This is a genomic window from Janthinobacterium sp. PAMC25594 (assembly GCF_019443505.1).
In the GTDB taxonomy this organism is placed as follows: Bacteria; Pseudomonadota; Gammaproteobacteria; order Burkholderiales; family Burkholderiaceae_D; genus Janthinobacterium.
Map to the genome: position 1 here is coordinate 6,172,302 of NZ_CP080377.1, position 18,314 is coordinate 6,190,615.

At 65.7% G+C, this 18,314-nt stretch carries 10 protein-coding genes and 1 pseudogene; 7 read left to right on the forward strand and 4 right to left on the reverse strand.

The annotated features are described in order from the left end of the window. Positions 1 to 111 precede the first annotated feature (111 nt). Positions 112 to 741, forward strand: a complete 630-nt coding sequence (locus KY494_RS27680) for a LysE family translocator (RefSeq protein ID WP_219134710.1) — start codon at positions 112 to 114, stop codon at positions 739 to 741. On the opposite strand, the gene KY494_RS27685 is transcribed toward KY494_RS27680, so the two are convergent. After that, complete coding sequence (locus KY494_RS27685; protein ID WP_258194510.1) at positions 704 to 1,459, reverse strand: YceI family protein; 756 nt, start codon at positions 1,457 to 1,459, stop codon at positions 704 to 706. The two genes, KY494_RS27680 and KY494_RS27685, sit on opposite strands and share 38 nt — an antisense overlap. 537 nt (positions 1,460 to 1,996) lie before the next feature. Then, positions 1,997 to 4,690 carry a M1 family metallopeptidase gene (locus KY494_RS27690; RefSeq protein ID WP_219889028.1) on the reverse strand — a complete coding sequence of 898 codons (2,694 nt, stop codon included), beginning with the start codon at positions 4,688 to 4,690 and terminating at the stop codon, positions 1,997 to 1,999. Between the two features lie 254 nt (positions 4,691 to 4,944). On the opposite strand from KY494_RS27690, the gene KY494_RS27695 reads away from it, so the two are divergent. Beyond that, positions 4,945 to 5,568: a glutathione S-transferase family protein gene (locus KY494_RS27695; RefSeq protein WP_219889030.1), complete on the forward strand. Its 624-nt coding sequence runs from the start codon at positions 4,945 to 4,947 to the stop codon at positions 5,566 to 5,568. A gap of 203 nt (positions 5,569 to 5,771) precedes the next feature. Here KY494_RS27695 and KY494_RS27700 read toward each other — a convergent pair whose 3' ends face one another. Together KY494_RS27700 and KY494_RS27705 are read right to left on the reverse strand one after the other, a co-directional pair. Continuing rightward, a complete protein-coding gene (locus tag KY494_RS27700; protein WP_258194511.1) occupies positions 5,772 to 7,877 on the reverse strand; it encodes a prolyl oligopeptidase family protein in 2,106 nt (701 codons plus the stop codon). A 214-nt stretch (positions 7,878 to 8,091) separates the two neighbouring features. Further along, complete coding sequence (locus tag KY494_RS27705) at positions 8,092 to 9,804, reverse strand: CehA/McbA family metallohydrolase (protein WP_219889031.1); 1,713 nt, start codon at positions 9,802 to 9,804, stop codon at positions 8,092 to 8,094. A 335-nt stretch (positions 9,805 to 10,139) separates the two neighbouring features. On the opposite strand from KY494_RS27705, the pseudogene KY494_RS27710 reads away from it, so the two are divergent. The 5 genes and pseudogenes from KY494_RS27710 (at position 10,140) to KY494_RS27730 (ending at position 18,266) form a co-directional block, all read left to right on the forward strand. Further along, positions 10,140 to 11,433: pseudogene (locus KY494_RS27710) on the forward strand (MFS transporter). 10 nt (positions 11,434 to 11,443) lie between these two features. Continuing rightward, complete coding sequence (nirB, locus tag KY494_RS27715) at positions 11,444 to 13,996, forward strand: nitrite reductase large subunit NirB (protein WP_219889033.1); 2,553 nt, start codon at positions 11,444 to 11,446, stop codon at positions 13,994 to 13,996. Between the two features lie 3 nt (positions 13,997 to 13,999). Next, the gene (nirD, locus tag KY494_RS27720; RefSeq protein WP_258194512.1) at positions 14,000 to 14,362 is read left to right on the forward strand and encodes a nitrite reductase small subunit NirD; all 363 of its coding nucleotides are present in this window, start codon (positions 14,000 to 14,002) and stop codon (positions 14,360 to 14,362) included. Next, the gene (locus KY494_RS27725; protein ID WP_219889034.1) at positions 14,359 to 15,585 is read left to right on the forward strand and encodes an NAD(P)/FAD-dependent oxidoreductase; all 1,227 of its coding nucleotides are present in this window, start codon (positions 14,359 to 14,361) and stop codon (positions 15,583 to 15,585) included. The genes nirD and KY494_RS27725 overlap by 4 nt, the downstream gene beginning before the upstream one ends. Positions 15,586 to 15,596: 11 nt before the next feature. Further along, positions 15,597 to 18,266 (forward strand): nitrate reductase, encoded by a 2,670-nt coding sequence (locus KY494_RS27730; protein WP_219889036.1) that lies wholly within the window; start codon positions 15,597 to 15,599, stop codon positions 18,264 to 18,266. The last annotated feature ends 48 nt before the right edge of the window (positions 18,267 to 18,314 follow it).

Below are 18,314 nucleotides of genomic sequence, written 5' to 3' on the forward strand. Positions count from 1 at the left end.
TTTGCTGTAGAGTACCCATTTTAATCGACTCTCGGTGGCACACGGGTATTCATGTCCTGCCGGCATGGCGCCCGCTCCGGTATCATGACGCCTTTTGCCCGCGAGATATTCATGCTCAGTCCCGACCAGTTCCTGGCCTTCCTGGCCGCCGCCGTCTTGATCACCGCCAGTCCCGGCCCCGACAACCTGATGGTGCTGGGCGTGGGCATGTCGCGCGGGCGCCGCCAGGGCATGGTGTTCGGCCTGGGCTGCGCCCTTGGCTGCCTCACGCACACGGTGCTGGCGACCATCGGCGTGTCGGCCCTGCTGGCCGCCTCGCCCACGGCATTTACGGCGCTGAAAGTGGCTGGCGGCCTGTACCTGGTGTGGCTGGGCATCGGCGCCTTGCGCAGCCGTGGCGGCGCCAGAGTCGATGGCGCGGCCGCCTTGCCCGACGAGTCCTTGCTGCGCCTGTTCGGCAAAGGACTGTTTGCCAACAGTATCAATCCGAAAGTCGTGCTGTTTTTTCTGTCGTTCTTGCCGCAGTTTATCGTCGCGGGCCAGGGCAATGCCAGCTGGCAGACGGCGCAGCTGGGCCTGGTCTTTACGGCGCAGGCTTGCGTGCTGTTCGGCCTGCTCGGCTATTTTTCCGGCGCCGTCGGCCTGTGGCTCAACCGCCGCCCGCGCGCCGGGCTGTGGCTGGATCGCGTGGCCGGCACCATCTTCATCGGCCTGGGCTTGCGCCTGATCCTGGCGCGCTGAGTTCTTGCCGGGCGGTAATGCGAAACGCCAGTTCCATCTGGTCCTGCACGGCCATGGCGCCGCCCAGGATGGCGAACGGCACGATGCCGAAGTCGCTCTGTTTTAATAGCAGGCTGCCGCTGGCCTGCAGGCGTCGTCCATCGGCCGCTTGCTCGATGCGCACGGGCAGCCGCACTGTGCGCATCACGCCATGCACGGTGATGTCGGCATCAAACACCTGCTGGTCGCCGGTGCGGCGCGCCTCGATGCTGACCCACGGATAACGCTCGGCGTCCAGCACGCGCACCAGCATGTTGTGGCGCGTGCCAGCGATGGCGTCGGCCGACGGCGCCGTCGTCAGCCCGGCCGCCTGGCGCAAGCCCTCTTCATCCACACTCATCTCGTCGAGCCGGAACTGGAATTGCGCGCGTCCCGGCGCGGGTGCCACCACGCCCTGCACGGTGCGGCTGGCGATCACGTGGTCATGTCCCAGGCGGGCCAGCGCGCCGCCGCGCCGCACGGTGATGGTCAGCAGCGATTCCTGCGGGACGATATGCAGCACGCGCATGCCTGGCTGTTGCCACGCGGGCGCGGACATGGCGGATATGGCGGCAGGGACAGCCGGCGCAGGTGCCTGGGCGGGAGCGGGCGGCAAGGGCGTGCAGGCCGCCAGCACGGCGCAGGCGAGCAGAAACGTGGTGCGGGCGGCGGACGACAGGCGATGGTTCTGGCTGGGCATGGGCAGAGAAGAGGGCAGGGGCGATGGGGGAATAGTACGCGATCGGCGCGGCGGCGCGCGTGCAATGTTAGAGCTACGTCATAAGGCGGTCATATGGCGCTGCTATGATGCTTTTGTTGGCACACAGCATGCATTGCGCACATCACTACGTTCCGGGAGCGATAGGATGCAGGCATGACTCAACAGCTTAGCCGGTGAGCTCAACCATCGGCACCAGACACGTGAACTTGTTTTACAGCAATGATCGCAGGGTGGGGCAGGGGAAATGCAGGGATCGGGCGGGGATTTAATGAAGTCCTAAGCCTGACTCAATGAAGGACTGGCATAGTGGATACATGGCGCACGGAAACCCCGAGCGCAAGGTTGCCGGACACCTCAATGACCGGCACGATTTCCGCTTTCCTGTTTTTCCCAGTTTATCCCTGCGCTCTGAAACAGCGTTTCAACCGGCTACCGCACTGTGCGAAGCCGGTTTTTTTTGCCTGCGTTTTTATCGGTGTTCATCACCTCCCGGCGCCGCGGCGCCGGGAAATCCAATCAGCCCGCCTGTTTCGCCAGCCACGCATCGACGGCCGGCAGCCGCTCGGCGCGCACCTTGATGCGGTACCTGATGCCGGCCACGGAACTGTCGGCATCGCCGCGCGCGCCGGCCGGCAGGTTGGCCTGCGCATACGCTTCCAGCTTGGCGATCATCTGCGGCTGCGCCGAGCCGGCGGCCAGGCGCGGGAAGTAGCGGCTGCGCGAACTGGCGTCGATGCGCGCATTGACTTGCTCCAGGTGCGCCAGCGCGAAGTCGAAGGCCAGTTCGGGATGCGTGCGCGACACGCGCGAGATCATGGCCGGGCTGTTGGTCACGCCCGGTTCCTCCGTCAGCGCCAGCGCCAATGCGCGCCGCGCCAGGGCGGGATCGTCGCTCGATGCCAGCAGGTCGTACAGCTGGTTCTTCACCAGCGGCGTCTTTTCCTGCTGCGCCCTGGCGTGCAGCTGCTCCCAGGTGGCGGCGTCCGCATGCTGCGCCACCACGCCCAGGATGGTGCGGCGCAGCGGCGCTGGCATGGCGGCAGGGTCTTGCTCGCTGGCCGCATGGCGGCGGCGCGCCTCGGCCAGCACACCCGGCTCACCCATGTCGCCGAGGATGGCGATCAGCTGGCCGCGCAGGGTCGCCACGCTCGATGCTTCGCCCGCGCGCGCTTCCCAGCCCGTCTGCGCCATCATCGGCGCCAGGCGCGCCATGGCGTAGCGGCCGAAGGCCTGCTGGCGCGCGGGGTCGCCGGCGTATTGTTCGTACAGGCTATTGAGCGAGGCGGCTACCTTGCCCAGCACCTGCGGGTCGGCCGACAGCGGCGTGGCTTTGATCAGTTCCAGGAAACCGGCCGGGTCTTGCAAGCCCGCCATGCCCAGCGACTGGCTGTCCGCCAGCAAGCCCAGCTGGTCGATCGGCGCCAGACGCGCGAAGCTGCGCGCCAGCGCGCGCGTGCCGGCCGGCGCGTACAGGGTGCGGTAGTAGCCGCTCTGGCCCGCATTCACCAGCAGGGCGCCGCAGCCGGGCACGTTCAATGTCGCCTTGCCGTTCCTGACCAGCACGCGGGCCAGCTTGCCGCTGCCGACCGTCGAGGCGATCACCGGCACTTTCCACGACAGCGGCTTTTTGTCCGGCTGGTCCTTGGAAAATTCCGTCTGCGTCAGGGTCACGCGCGTATTGCCCTTCCTGCACACGGCATCGCCCACCGTGATCATCGGCACGCCCGGCTGTAGCGTGAAATCATGGGCGATGGCGCTGACGGGCTTGCCGGCGGCCGCATCGACTTCGCGCCACAGGTCGTCCGACACCGTATTGCCATACGCATGCTTGCGCATGTAGCTGCGCACGGCCGTGCGCCAGGTGTCGGCGCCCACATACGCTTCGAGCATGCGGATCACCGCTTCGCCCTTCTGGTAGGTGATGCCGTCAAAGGCCTGGCTGGCTTGCTCCACGGTGGCGATGCGCTGCACCACCGGATGCGTGGTGCTCAGCGCGTCCTGGCTCATGGCCGATTCGCGCCCGCCCACGTTGGACAGGGCCGTGTTCCACTCCGGGTGCAGACGCTCCGTGGTGCGGCTTTCCATCCACGACGCAAAACCTTCGTTGAGCCACAGGTCGTCCCACCAGCGCATGGTGACCAGGTCGCCGAACCACTGGTGCGCCATTTCATGCGACAGCGTGGTGTAGATGTTTTCCTTGTCCGACTGGGTCGAGATGGCCGGGTCGAGCAGCAGGCCGTATTCGAAGGTGAAGACGGCGCCCCAGTTTTCCATGGCGCCGAAGAACTGGCTGCGGCCCGGCGCGGCGATGTTGTCGAGCTTGGGCAGCGGGTAGCGCACGCCGAAGTAATCGTTGTACTCGCGCAGCAGGGCGCTTGACTCGTCGAGCGCGAAGCGGCTTTGCGCCAGCGCGCCCTTTTTCGTGATGACGCCCACTTCCGTGCCGTCGACCATCTTTGTCGCCCGCTCGAAGTCGCCCAGGCCGAAGAACAGCAGATACGTCGACATGCGCGGCGTGGTGGCGAAGTACACGTGCTTCTTGCCATAGCCCATCTCCTCGCTGCGGGCAATCGGCATGTTGCTGACGGCCATCTGGCTGCTCGGCACGACCACACTGAGATCGAAGGTGGCCTTGTAGTCCGGCTCATCCCACGATGGCAGCATGCTGCGCGCATCGGAATTTTCGAACTGCGTGTACAGCGCGCGCTGGCGGCCTTGCGGCGTGTCGTAGTCGAGCGAGAACAGGCCCGTGGCCTGCGTGCCGATCTTGCCGGTGTAATCGATGCGCAACAGGTACTCGCCCTTGGCCACGGGTTCGGCAAAATGCACGGTGGCCGTCTGCTTGTCCGCATCGAACTCGATCTTGCGCGTCACCTGCTTGCTGCCGCCCTTGCCTTCGATGGCGGCGGCGGCAAATGCCAGGTTCAAGGCATTGAAGGTGATGCTGGCCGTCGGCGTGTCGACGGCCACCTTGATGGCGGCTTCGCCCTTGAAGGTGGAAGCGGCGGCGTCCGGCGTGATCGACACGATATAGTGCAAGGGCGTGACGCCGCGCGGCAACTGCGTGGTGGTGCCGGGCGCATGGCTGGCCGAGACGTATCGGGCGGCGGGAGCGGCGTTGCCCGCATGGGCTGCGGTGATGGAAGCCAATGCCAGGACGGCGGCGGCCAGTTGGCTGCGCCGGAAGCGGGAAGTCGGTGTGCGATGCATGGTATGCCCTTGGTGCATGGATAAAACGCCCGCCAGCCGGATAGGCTGCGGGCGTTGATGACGGTTGGGGGACATCGCTGGAACTGGTGGCCAGCGTTCCCGTACAGCAATCTAAGGCGAAACGGGGGCAAAGTCAACGCGCCGGGGGCGCCGAACCATGCCGGTGCGCTGGTATGATGGACGCCTGACCGTACTGCCACAGGCCAGTCCCGCAGCGGATTGGCCGCCACCATAACGAGACGAGACCCACGCACATGAAACTGACTATCAGCCCCCGCACGCCCAATCCGCGCCGCGTCACCATGTTCATCGCCGAGAAAGGCATCACCGGCATCGAGGAAGTGGCGCTCGACCTGATGGCGGGCCAGCACCGCGATCCCGCCTTCCTGGCGAAAAACCCGCTGGGCCGCGTGCCCGTGCTGGAACTGGACGACGGACGCGTGCTGACCGAGACGCGCGCCATTTGCACCTACCTGGAAGGCTTGCAGCCGCAGCCGAACCTGATGGGCGAAGGCTTCGAGGAGCGCGCCTTCATTGAAATGGCCGACCGCCGCGTGGAACTGCACCTGTTCAGCGCCGCCGCCAACTGGGTGCGCCATGGCCATCCGGCCCTGGTGGCGCTGGAAAACCCGCAGTTTCCCGACTTCGCCACGGCGCAGGCGAGCAAGCTGCGCGAGACGGCGCAATGGCTGGACCAGGTGCTGGCCGGCCAGCCCTACATCGCCGGCGAGCGGTTTACGATTGCCGACATCACGGCCTTCTGCGCGCTGGAATTTGCGCGCGGCCTGATGAAATACCGTCCAGGCGCGGAAGGCTTACAGAACCTGCAGGCTTACCGCGACCGCATCGCCGAGCGGCCCAGCGCGCAGGCGAAGTAGACCATGCGTGCGGGCCGCTTCAACTATGTTGTCGGCTTACGCCCGTTGGGCTAAGCCGACCTACGCTGACCTACGCCGAACGACAGCCCGGTAGGTCGGATTAGCGGAACGCGTAATCCGACACCACTGACCTACGCCGACCGACAGCCCGGTAGCCGGGTAGGTCGGATTAGCGCGTGAGCGCGTAATCCGACACCACCACATTACTTCAGCTGCTCGTGCAGGAAGGTGTAGGTCAGCGCCCACATCAGCGCCTGCTGGTCGTTGTTGGCGGCGCCCGCATGGCCGCCTTCCGTATTTTCCCAGTACAGCACGTCGTGGCCTTGCTCTTCCATCTTCGCCACCATCTTGCGCGCATGGCCGGGGTGGACCCGGTCGTCGCGCGTCGAAGTGGTAAACAGCACGCGTGGATATTTCTTGTCCTTGAAGACGTTCTGGTACGGCGAGTACTTGCTGATGTAAGCCCATTGTTCCGCCACGTCCGGGTCGCCGTACTCTCCCATCCACGAAGCGCCCGCCAGCAGCTTGTTATAGCGGCGCATGTCGAGCAGCGGCACCTGGCTGACGACGGCATTGAACAGGTCGGGACGCTGCACCAGCACGGCGCCCGTCAGCAGGCCGCCATTGCTGCCGCCCATGATGCCCAGGTGGCGCGGACTGGTGACTTTGCGCTTGATCAAATCCTGCGCCACGGAGATGAAATCGTCATACGCGCGCTGGCGGTTTTCCTTCAATGCCGCCTGGTGCCAGCGGGGGCCGAATTCGCCGCCGCCGCGGATATTCGCCAGCACATACACGCCGCCCTTTTCCAGCCACGCCACGCCCGTGGTGCCGCTGTAGCTTGGTTTCAGCGACACTTCAAAGCCGCCATAGCCATACAGCACGGTGGGGTTGCTGCCGTCGAACTTCGTCTTCTTGTTCATGATGGCGAAATACGGCACTTTCGTGCCATCCTTCGACGTCGATTCGAATTGCTCCACCTTGTACGGCGTCGCGTCGTAGTAGGCGGGCAGCGACTTGATTTTCGTGCGCTTGTCACTTTGCGCCGTGGCCAGGTACAGGGTGGTCGGGTTGAGGAAGTCCGTCACCGTCAGGAAGTATTGGTCCGAGTCGACCGGATCGAGCGCGCTGACGGCGAGGGTACCCAGTTTCGGCGCATCGACGGCCCGGCGCTGCCACTTGCCGTTCACGTGGCGCAGTTCCGTCAGGCGGTTCTTGACCTTGTCCAGGGTGGTGACGAGGATGGCTGACCTGGTCGGCGTGACATTGTCCAGCGACGACGTGGCCGTGGGCGCGTACAGCACTTCCAGCTCCTGCTTGCCTTCCATGAAGGTCTTGAAGTCGGTCGCCAGCAATGAGCCTTGCAGGTAGGTCTTGCCGTTGACTTTCCAGTCCGAGCGCAGGGTGATGATCAATTGATCGCGCACGGTGAAGGCCGTGGCGTCGTCCGGCTTCGGCACTTTCTTCAAGTCGGCGCCGTCACGCAGGAACATTTCGCCGCTGTAGAAATCGATTTGCCGCTCGATGAACTGGTGTTCGTGGCCGGGCGTGAAGTCCTTGTAGGCGCCGGCGCTCAAGTCGTCGGCCTTGGCTTCATACAGCGTGTGCGCCTGCGCCAGCGGCGTGCCGCGCTGCCACTCTTTGATGATGCGCGGGTAGCCCGAGCTGGTCATCGTGCCGGGGCCGAAATCGGTGGAGACGAACAGGGTATCGGCGTCGATCCAGCTGGCGCTGCCCTTCGCTTCGGGCAGGGTGAAGCCGCCTTCGACAAAGGCGCGCTTGGCCACGTCGTATTCGCGCACCACCTTGGCGTCGCCGCCGCCGCGCGACAGGGAAATGAGGCAGCGTTCGCCCTTCGGATACAGGCACGAGGCGCCGCCCCAGACCCAGTTTTCATGCTCGCCGGCGGCCAGCTGGTCGAGGTCGATCACGGTTTCCCACGCGGGTTCGGCCAGCTGGTACTGCGCCAGCGTGGTGCGGCGCCAGATGCCGCGCACGTGCTGGGCGTCGCGCCAGAAATTGTAGTAAAACTCGCCTTCCTTGCTGACGTAGGGAATGCGTTCCTTCGAATTGAGGATGGTTTTCAGGCGCGCCTGCAGGGCCGGGAAGCCAGGCTGGGCTTCCAGCTCTTTGGTGGTGACGGCATTGTGCTGCTTGACCCAGGCCAGCGGCTTGTCGCCGAGGACTTCTTCCAGCCACAAATGGGGATCGGTGTTGGCGGCGGCAGGGGCGGGGGCTTGCGCGTGGGCGATGCCCGCTGCGGCCAGGCCGAGCAGCATGCTGCCGGCGAGAGTGCGATATGACGACATGTAAGGTTCCTGGTTGGTCCGATGGAGGCCGCGTTGCAAGCAAAACGGCGCAGCCATGGTGCCATGGATTGCTGTGAGGAACCAGTGTCTATGGACGGCTACTTCAAAAAATAGTTACTTTTCCAATATTGTTTGCTGGAAAAGAGCGGGGCCGTAGAATCTGCGGCACCTGGTGTACCCGTCCGTGCCGTTGCCGTACCCTGATCCGCGGCGTTCACGGCAGCTGATTGACCCACACGGGCGCCGACCAGACGATATTGCCGTCGTCCTGCGTCAGGCGCGCGTAATAGAAGTGGGGGCCGGGCGCGGGCGTGAGGGTGGTCTCGGCCTGGTCCGATATGGGGGTGACGGAGCCGTTGCCGCCCGGCACGCCGTGGAAGATGGCGATGGCGGCCGCTTGCCGCCCGGCGCTGTTGCTGAAATGGGTGGCCAGGTGCAAAGACCCGTGGTTGTCGAAGCGCTCGCCCATCAGCTTGCCATTCGCCGTAAACAGCAGCTGCGCGTGCTTGTCCATGGTGGCAAACACGCGGCGCACGCGCAGCGCGTCGAACAGTTGCTCGCGCGATAGCGGCGTATTCGCATCGGCGATCACCAGCACAGCCGTGCGGTTGCCGTAGCTGGCGCCCCAGTTGGCGCAGTGGTTATCCTGGTTGCTGCTGAAGGCCACGTGGTAGCCGGCCGTCAGGGCCCGGTTGCAGGCCGCCTCGTAATTGCTGCGCCGCGTTTCCGTTTCCTTGTCGTTGGTGGAAAAGGCGGACGTGTTCATCACTTCGCACAGCACCATGGCCGCGTCGCCATCGTGTGTGTAGCCCATCGGCTGGCCGTTGACGAGAAACTGGCCCGCATAAGCAGGATGGTTGAACTGGCCGATCCAGCCCCGTTCGCGCATCAGCGCATACAGGGCGGCGTAGTCGCTTTTCGGCGTTTCCACGTCGGCCAGCAATTCGCCCCGGGCATTCCTTTCCCAGCCCAGCAACTGCTCGCTATTGAAGATGTTCAGGTGGCCGCCCTTGTTGATGACGCCCCACTCCATGCCGTACAGGACCAGGAAGCCCGGGTGGGCAGCCGTATAGGCGGCCGCTTCGGCCAGCCCCGTCTGGTACAGGGCCTTCGCTTCTGCCGGCACGGCGGCGGTGTTGGTGCCATCCGAACCGTCATACATATGGTTGTGCTCGGACGTCAGCAGGGCGTCCAGGCCGTGATCTTGCGCATACTTATAGGCATCGATGGGGCCGAAGGGCGCCGTTTGCGGCTCCTGCGCGCCATGGCAGGCGTCCAGCGCCGCGCCGCCGTCGCTGTGGCGCGTCTGGCTGTGCAGGTTGGCGTAGACGATGCGGTAGTCGGGTGCGCCATCCAGGCGGAGCAAGCCTGCATGGAACGCGGGCACCTGCGGCAGCGCGGCGCCGGCCCGGTTGACGGCGATGGGCCACACTTGTTCCACGGCGGCTTCGCGGGGCGTGCCCTGGTCCGCCACGGCCAGCAGGCGCAGCTGGTACAAGCCGTCCGGCGCCAGCATGCGCCGTTCGCGCGCATCGGCGTCGGCGCGGCCATCCCAGGGCAAGGTGATGTTACGGCCGCCGGCACCCACCTGTTCCGTGCCCGACCAGCGCCGCAGCATGGCCCCTTGCGGGCCGGGACCGGACAAGGTCAGTGTCCAGCGCACGGCATGGGGGCGCCCTGCGTCCGGATAACTGAGGCGCACAATAAATGTACGTGACTGCGAGCTGCGCGCCTGCGTGACCCGCTCGCCGCGCGCCGCGTGGAAAGGCGCGACCACGGTCGCGTCCAGTTCGCTGTGCTCGCGAGGCTCTGGCGAACCATCTTGCGCTGCAGCACTATTGCTCCAGCCGATCAACAGCGCCCCCACGCAGGCGCAGGCCAGCGTCCGCGCCACGCGTGGCGGCACTTGCCGCAGTTGCCCGAGCATGCCGGCCTCCGCTTTCCTAATTTGATGGCAGTTAGACAATCCTTGCCATGTTCGAGTTCCGCGACGCACCAAGAAGAGGCGTGCCTGCACCGCCATTGGCCATGATCTGGCGCAAAGTCCGTGCGGATAGGGGCGCTTGCCCTTGCCGGGCTTGGCACGGCGCTTGCTACACAAGAGATACGGATCAACGGCGATCCCCTGAATAAACGCACAACGGTCCAACGACGGACCACCTGGACAACGGCGTCCGCTCTGGCTGATTTTTTTCATCGGCGGGGGCGGGCGCCGTTTTTGTTTGCATTTTTGTTATTTTCGGGATACTTCGGGAAACCATCATGGCCAGCCAAAAAGCAACAAGCATCGCGCTCTTCTCCCTCGCCACGCCGCCCATGCGCGCATTCCACCTGACGTGGATGGCATTTTTCGTATGTTTCTTCGCCTGGTTCGCCTGCGCGCCGCTGATGCCTGTCATCAAGGGCGAGTTTGGCCTTTCCCTGGCGCAAGTGGCGAATATCAATATCGCCGCCGTCGCCATCACCATCCTCGTGCGCCTGATCGTGGGGCCCTTGTGCGACCGCTACGGCCCGCGCAAGACCTACACGGGCTTGCTGCTGCTGGACGCCATTCCCGTGCTGGGCGTGGCCGCTTCGCAAAGCTATGAAAGCTTTCTGTTCTTCCGCCTGGGCATAGGCGCCGTCGGTGCCAGCTTTGTCATCACGCAATATCACACCTCCGTGATGTTCGCGCCCCGCGTGGTGGGCACGGCGAATGCCGCTGCCGCCGGCTGGGGCAATGCGGGCGGCGGCGCGGCGCAGGCGCTGATGCCGCTGCTGCTCGGTGCCGTGCTGATGCTGGGCGTGTCCGAATCGCTGGGCTGGCGCATCGCCCTGCTGGTGCCGGGCGTGCTGATGCTGGTGATGGCCGTGCTGTACTGGCGCTATACGCAGGATTGCCCGGAAAGGAAATTATTCGGACTTGCGCAAGGCTGGCATTGCTATCGAGGGAAAAAAGGGTGGCTGGGACAGCTTCAAGGCCGCCAGCTCCAACTACCGCGTGTGGCTGCTGTTCGTCACCTACGGCGCCTGCTTCGGCATCGAAATCTTCATCCACAACATCGCCGCCGTGTATTACGTCGACCATTTCGGTCTGTCCTTGAAATCGGCTGGCCTGGCCGCCGGCAGCTTCGGCTTGCTGGCCCTGTTTGCCCGCGCCCTCGGTGGCTGGCTGTCCGACAAACTGGCCCTGCGCGGCAACCTGAACAGCCGCGTGACCCTGCTGTTCATGCTGATGATCGGCGAGGGCGTGGGCTTGCTGTGGTTTGCCAAGGTCGACAGCGTCACCTGGGCCGTCATCGCCATGCTAGTCTTCGGCCTGTTCACCCACATGGCGTGCGGCGCCACCTACGCGCTGGTGCCTTTCATCGACAGCCGTGCGCTCGGTGGCGTGGCCGGCATCATCGGCGCGGGTGGCAACGTGGGCGCCGTGGCGGCCGGCTTCCTGATGAAGGGTACGGGCGACATCCGCCAGACCCTGATCATCTTGAGCGCGCTGGTGGTGATCTCGGCCCTGTGCGCCATCGCCGCCCGTTTTACGGGGCTGGCGGCCGAACCGAACATGGCCGCGGCCTGAGGAGAGCAGAATGAACCATCCCTTGAAGATCGTCGTCCTCGGCCATGGCATGGTCGGGCACAAATTCCTCGAACGCCTGTCCCTGGAAAACGCGCCGCACCTGCACGTCACAGTCTTGTGCGAAGAACCGCGCCCCGCCTACGATCGCGTGCACCTGTCCGAATTTTTCAACGGCAAATCGGCCGAGGATCTCTCCCTGGTGGCGCCCGGCTTCTTCGACAAGGGCAACGTCGTCCTGAAACTGAATGCGCGGGCCGTGTCCATCGACCGCGGGGCGAAAACCGTCACGGCCAGCACGGGCGAAGTGCTGGCCTATGACAAACTGGTGTTCGCCACCGGCTCGACGCCGTTCGTGCCGCCGCTGCCGGGCAAAGAGCGCGATGGCTGCTTCGTCTACCGCACCATCGAAGACCTGGAAGCCATGCTGGCCTGGGGCGCCAAGTCCACCACGGGCGTGGTGATCGGCGGCGGGCTGCTGGGCCTCGAATGCGCGAAGGCCTTGCGCGATTTGCAGCTCGACACCCACGTGGTGGAATTCGCGCCGCGCCTGATGGCGGTGCAGGTCGATGAGGGCGGCGCGCGCGTCCTGCGCCGCAAGATCGAGGAACTGGGCGTGACCGTGCACACGCAAAAGAACACCCTGGCCATCGTCGACGGTGTAGCGGCCACGCACCGCATGCAGTTCGCTGACGGCAGCCACCTGGAAGCGGACATGATCGTCTTCTCGGCCGGCATCCGCCCCCGTGACGAACTGGCGCGCGCCTGCGGCCTGGACGTGGGGCCGCGCGGCGGCATCGCCATCGACGACCGCTGCCTCACCTCCGACCCCGACATTTATGCCATCGGCGAATGCGCGCTGTGGGGTGGCCTGGTGTTCGGCCTGGTGGCACCCGGCTACGAGATGGCGCGCATCGCGGCCCGCCACCTGTTGCAGGAAGAGGGCGAAGCCTCGTTCAAGGGCGCCGACATGAGCACCAAGCTCAAACTGATGGGCGTGGATGTGGCCAGCCTGGGCGACCCGCACGGCAATGCGCCGGGCAGCCGCTCCTATCAGTTCATGGACGAGCGCAAGCAGATCTACAAGAAGATCGTCGTCTCCGATTGCGGCAAATACCTGCTGGGCGGCGTGATGGTGGGCGACGCCAGCGAATACGGCACGCTCTTGCAGATGATGCTCAATAAAATCGAGCTGCCGGCATCCCCCGAGTTCCTGATCCTGCCGCAGGCGGACGGCCAGCAAAAGGTGGGCCTGGGCGTCGATGCCTTGCCCGAGTCGGCGCAAATCTGCTCGTGCAACGACGTCTCGAAAGGCGCGCTGTGCGCCGCCGTGGCCGAGGGCGCGACGACGATAGGCGCGCTCAAAAGCTGCACCAAGGCGGGCACCGCCTGCGGCGGCTGCGTGTCGCTGGTGACGCAGATCATGAAGGCGGAAATGCAGAAGCAGGGCCTGATGGTGAACAACCACGTGTGCGAGCACTTTGCGTACTCGCGCCAGGAGCTGCACCATCTGGTACGTGTCGGTAAAATCCGCAGCTTCGCAGAACTGCTGGCGGCGCATGGCCAGGGCCTGGGCTGTGATGTGTGCAAGCCCGTGGCGGCGAATATCCTCGCCTCGTGCTGGAACGATTTCGTGCTGTCGCCCGTGCACGCCAGCCTGCAGGACAGTAACGATTATTTTCTCGGCAATATCCAGAAGGATGGCACGTACTCGGTGGTGCCGCGCATGCCGGGCGGCGAAGTGACGGCCGACGGTTTGATCGCCGTCGGTACGGTGGCGAAAAAATACGGGCTATATACGAAGATCACGGGCGGCCAGCGGGTCGACCTGTTCGGCGCCCGCGTCGAGCAGTTGCCCGCCATCTGGGAAGAGCTGATCGCGGCCGGCTTCGAGTCGGGCCACGCCTACGGCAAGTCGCTGCGCACGGTCAAATCGTGCGTCGGCTCCACCTGGTGCCGCTACGGCGTGGCTGACAGCGTGGGTTTCGCCATTCAACTGGAAAACCGCTACAAGGGCTTGCGCACGCCGCACAAGATCAAGTTCGGCGTCTCCGGCTGCACGCGCGAATGCGCCGAGGCGCAGGGCAAGGACATCGGCCTGATCGCCACGGAAAAGGGCTGGAATTTGTACGTGTGCGGCAATGGCGGCATGAAGCCGCGCCATGCGGAACTGATCGCATCGGACCTTGATGAAGCCACCCTGGTGCGCTACGTCGACCGCTTCCTGATGTTTTATGTGCGCACGGCCGACCGCCTGCAGCGCACCAGCGTGTGGCGCGACAACCTGGAAGGGGGCCTCGATTACCTCAAGCGCGTCATCATCGACGACAGCCTGGGCCTGGGCGCCGAGCTGGAAGCGGACATGCAGCACGTGGTCGACACCTATGCCTGCGAGTGGAAGGAAGCCGTCTCCAACCCCGCCGTGCGCCAGCGCTTCCGCCACTTCGTCAACAGCGAGAAGAACGATGAAAACGTGGTGTTCGTGGAAGAGCGGGGCCAGATCCGGCCCGCCACGCCGATTGAACGCCGCAGCAGCGTGATCCCCATCCTTGCCGTGGAGGCTTGAGCCATGAATGCGATGAATGAACTGTCCGGCACCAGCGCCGACAACTGGGTCGCCATCTGCCCCTTGACCGACATCGTGCCCGACACGGGCGTGTGCGCGCTGCTGCAGGGGCGCCACGTGGCCGTGTTCCGCGTCGGCGATGCCGCGCCGCGCGTGTACGCCATCGACAATGTCGACCCGAACGCGGGTGCTTCCGTGCTGTCGCGGGGCCTGGTGGGCAGCATCGGCGAGCGCGTCGTGGTGGCGTCGCCGATTTACAAGCAGCATTTCGACCTGGCCAGCGGCGAGTGCATCGAGGCGCCCGAGCATTCGGTCGCCGCCTGGCCGACACGCGTGCTTGACGGCCTGGTCTGGGTGGCCATATGAACACCGCCGCACGGCCGTCTTTAGTCGTGGTCGGCAATGGCATGGCCGGCATGCGCACGGTCGAGGAGTTGCTGAAACTGGCGCCCGACCTGTACGACATCACCGTCTTCGGCGCCGAACCGCACGGCAATTACAACCGCATTTTGCTGTCGCCCGTGCTGGCCGGCGAAAAGACGGTGGACGACATCATGCTGCACACGCGCCACTGGTATGCGCAAAACGGCATCACCTTGCACGCGGGCGACCCCGTGGTGCGCATCGACCGCCAGGCGCGAAAGGTGGTGGCGCGGTCCGGCATCGAGGTGCGCTATGACCGCTTGCTGCTGGCAACGGGTTCGACGCCGTTCATCGTGCCCGTGCCGGGCCACGCGCTGCCCGGCGTGATCGGTTTTCGCGATATCGCCGACGTCGACACCATGCTGCAGGCGGCGCGCACGCACCGCCACGCGGTCGTCATCGGCGGCGGCTTGCTCGGGCTGGAAGCGGCCAACGGCCTGCAGCGCCAGGGCATGGATGTGACGGTGGTGCACATGAGCGGCGCCCTGATGAACCAGCAGCTGGACGCACCCGCATCGATGCTGCTGAAAACGGCGCTGGAAGCGCGCGGCCTGCGGTTTTTGATGCAGGCGCAAACGGCGGAAATCCTCGGCACCGACCGGGTGCAGGGCGTGCGCTTTTCCGATGGTACGTCGATCCCGGCCGACCTGGTGGTGATGACGGCCGGCGTGCGCCCGAACATCGCGCTGGCGCAAGCGGCCGGCCTGCACTGTGAACGGGCCATCGTCGTCGACGATTGCCTGCAAAGCTATGACCCGCGCGTGTATGCCGTGGGCGAATGCGTGCAGCACCGGCGCGCCACCTTCGGCCTGGTGGCGCCCATCTGGGAGCAGGCGCGCGTGTGCGGCGCCCACCTGGCCGGCGCCGGCCACCGGCGCTATGTGCAGCAGGCCAGCGCCACCAAACTGAAAGTGACGGGCATCGACCTGTACTCGGCCGGCGACATCCTCGGCGGCGAGGGCAGCGAAGACCTGGTGCTGCGCGATCCGCGCCGCGGTGTCTACAAGCGCCTGGTGGTGCAGGGCAGCCGCCTGGTGGGCGCCGTACTGTATGGCGAGGTGCAGGACGGTCCCTGGTATTTCGACCTGATCCAGCAGCGCCGCGACATCAGCGCGCTGCGCTCCCATTTATTGTTTGGCCAGGCCCTGTGCGGCCAGGCCGCCTGACAGGACATCTCATGACAATCCGCACGCCCGTAAAAACCACTTGCCCGTACTGCGGCGTCGGCTGCGGCGTGGAAGCGACACGCCTGCCCGATGGCGCCATCCGCATCGCCGGAGACGCCAGCCACCCCGCCAACCTGGGGCGCCTGTGCGTGAAAGGCTCGGCCCTGGGCGACACGCTGGACCTGGAGAACCGTTTGCTGCAGCCGCAAGTGCGCGTCGACGGCGTCTTGCAGCCAGCTTCCTGGGATGCAGCGCTGGACCGGGTGGCCGGCGGCTTGCGCGCCATCATCGATGAACACGGGCCCGACGCCGTCGCCCTGTACGTGTCGGGCCAGTTGCTGACGGAAGATTATTACGTGGCCAACAAGTTCATGAAAGGCTATGTGGGCAGCGCGAATATCGACACCAATTCGCGCCTGTGCATGTCGTCGGCCGTGGCGGGACACAAGCGCGCGTTCGGTGAAGACATCGTGCCGGGCTGCTATGAAGACCTGGAGCTGGCCGACATGGTGGTGCTGGTGGGGTCGAACACGGCCTGGTGCCATCCGATCCTGTTCCAGCGCATCGCCCGCATCCGCGAAAGCCGGCCGGAGATGAAACTGGTGGTGATCGACCCGCGCCGCACGGCCACCTGCGAGCTGGCCGATCTGCATTTGCCCGTGAAACCGGGCACCGACGTGTGGCTGTTCAACGGCTTGCTGTGCTACCTGGCGCAGGAAGGCGTGATCGACGATGCGTTCGTCACGCGCCACAGCTCGGGACTGGATGCGGCGCTGGCGGCCGCGCATATGGATTGCGGCGACCCGCTGCAGGTGGCGCGCATCTGCAAGGTCGACCCGCACGCCCTGCTGGCGTTTTACCAGGCGTTTGCCGCCACGCGCAAGGTCGTCACGGCCTTTTCGCAGGGCGTGAACCAGTCGTCGAGCGGCACGGACAAGGTCAACAGCATCATCAACTGCCACCTGGCGACGGGGCGCATCGGCCAGCCCGGCATGGGGCCGTTTTCGCTGACGGGCCAGCCGAACGCCATGGGCGGGCGCGAAGTGGGCGGCCTGGCCAACATGCTGGCGGCGCACCTGGAACTGGATAATCCGCTGCACCGCGACACGGTGCAAACCTTCTGGGACTCGCCGCGCATGGCGAACAAGCCGGGCCTGAAAGCGGTGGAACTGTTCCACGCGATCGAAGCGGGCAAGGTCAAAGCCGTGTGGATCATTGCCACCAATCCGCTGGTGAGCATGCCGGACGCGGACCAGGTGCGCCGCGCGCTGGCCAAGTGCGAGCTGGTGGTGGTGTCGGACATCAGCGCCGAATCGGACACGAACGCGCATGCCGACGTGCTGCTGCCCGCGCTGGGCTGGGGCGAGAAGGATGGCACGGTGACCAATTCGGAACGCCGCATCTCGCGCCAGCGCGCCTTCCTGCCGGTGCCCGGCGAGGCGCGCGCCGACTGGCAGGTGCTGTGCGAGGTGGCCACGCGCATGGGCTATGCCGGCTTCGATTTCACCTCGCCGCAAACGATTTTTGCCGAACACGCGCGCCTGTCCACCTTCCGCAACGGGGCGGAAACGGCGCGCCTGTTCAACCTGGCGGGCCTGGACAAGCTGGATGCGGCGCAATACGACGCGCTGGCGCCGCAGCAGTGGCCGCAGGGCAGGGCGCGCCTGTTCGGCGACGGCCGCTTCGCCTATGCGGACGGGCGCGCGCGCTTCGTGCCCACGCCGCCGCGCGCGCCGCGCAATGCTCCCGACGCAGAGTATCCGCTGATCCTGAACACGGGCCGGGTGCGCGACCAGTGGCATACGATGACGCGCACGGGCAAGGCGGCGAAATTGTCCGGTCACGTCGCCGAAGCGTTCATCGACCTCCATCCGCAGGATGCGCTGCTGTACAGCGTGCGCGAAGGCGAGCTGGCGCGCATTTCCAGCGCCTGGGGCGCGATGGTGGCGCGCGTCGTGCATGGCGGCGGCATCGCGCGCGGCCAGGTCTTCGTGCCGATTCACTGGAGCGACGCGAATGCCTCCGACGCGCGCGTGGGCGCCGTCGTCAACCCGGTCGTCGATCCCGTCTCGGGAGAACCCGAATTCAAGCACACCCCTGTGCGCATCGAGCAGTTCCGCGTGCACTGGCATGCGTTTGTGCTGAGCCGCACATCCTTGAACCTGGACGGCGTGGCGCACTGGACGCGCATCCAGGGCGAGCAATTCCTGCGCTATGAACTGGCGGGCCGCCAGCGCATCGGGGACCTGGGCGGCTGGGCGCGCGCGCTGCTCGGCGTCACGGACGACAAGGCCGACTGGCTCGATTACGCGGACGCCAGCGCCGGCGTGTACCGCGCCGTGCATCTGGATGAAGGGTGCATCGCGCAATGCGTGTACGTCTCGCCGCGTCCCGACCTGCCGTCGCGCAGCTGGCTGGCGGGCCTGTTTGCGCACGCGCAAATGGATGCGGCGGACCGCGCCGGCGTGCTGCTGGGCCAGCCCATCGGCAAGGGCGTCGACGCCGGTCCCACCGTGTGCTCGTGCTTTGGCGTGGGACGCAACACCATCTGCGCCGCCATCGTGGAGCAGGAGCTGACGACGACGGCGCAGGTGACGGCCTGCGTCAAGGCGGGTGGCAATTGCGGTTCCTGCGTGCCCGAGATACGACAGTTGCTGCTTGAGGCGCGCAGCGCGGCCTGATAATCTGTCCTTTCCGGCACGGCTTTGTTATATTGCCAGCTCTATAAC

What these genes read in the sequence shown, in the direction of transcription:
- KY494_RS27730 (WP_219889036.1), top strand. Translation starts at nt 15,597, where the DNA reads ATGACAATCCGCACGCCCGTAAAAACCACTTGCCCGTACTGCGGCGTC.
- KY494_RS27695 (WP_219889030.1), top strand. Translation starts at nt 4,945, where the DNA reads ATGAAACTGACTATCAGCCCCCGCACGCCCAATCCGCGCCGCGTCACC.
- nirD (WP_258194512.1), top strand. Translation starts at nt 14,000, where the DNA reads ATGAATGCGATGAATGAACTGTCCGGCACCAGCGCCGACAACTGGGTC.
- KY494_RS27690 (WP_219889028.1), bottom strand. Translation starts at nt 4,690, where the DNA reads ATGCATCGCACACCGACTTCCCGCTTCCGGCGCAGCCAACTGGCCGCC.
- KY494_RS27700 (WP_258194511.1), bottom strand. Translation starts at nt 7,877, where the DNA reads ATGTCGTCATATCGCACTCTCGCCGGCAGCATGCTGCTCGGCCTGGCC.
- KY494_RS27685 (WP_258194510.1), bottom strand. Translation starts at nt 1,459, where the DNA reads ATGCCCAGCCAGAACCATCGCCTGTCGTCCGCCGCCCGCACCACGTTT.
- KY494_RS27725 (WP_219889034.1), top strand. Translation starts at nt 14,359, where the DNA reads ATGAACACCGCCGCACGGCCGTCTTTAGTCGTGGTCGGCAATGGCATG.
- nirB (WP_219889033.1), top strand. Translation starts at nt 11,444, where the DNA reads ATGAACCATCCCTTGAAGATCGTCGTCCTCGGCCATGGCATGGTCGGG.
- KY494_RS27705 (WP_219889031.1), bottom strand. Translation starts at nt 9,804, where the DNA reads ATGCTCGGGCAACTGCGGCAAGTGCCGCCACGCGTGGCGCGGACGCTG.
- KY494_RS27680 (WP_219134710.1), top strand. Translation starts at nt 112, where the DNA reads ATGCTCAGTCCCGACCAGTTCCTGGCCTTCCTGGCCGCCGCCGTCTTG.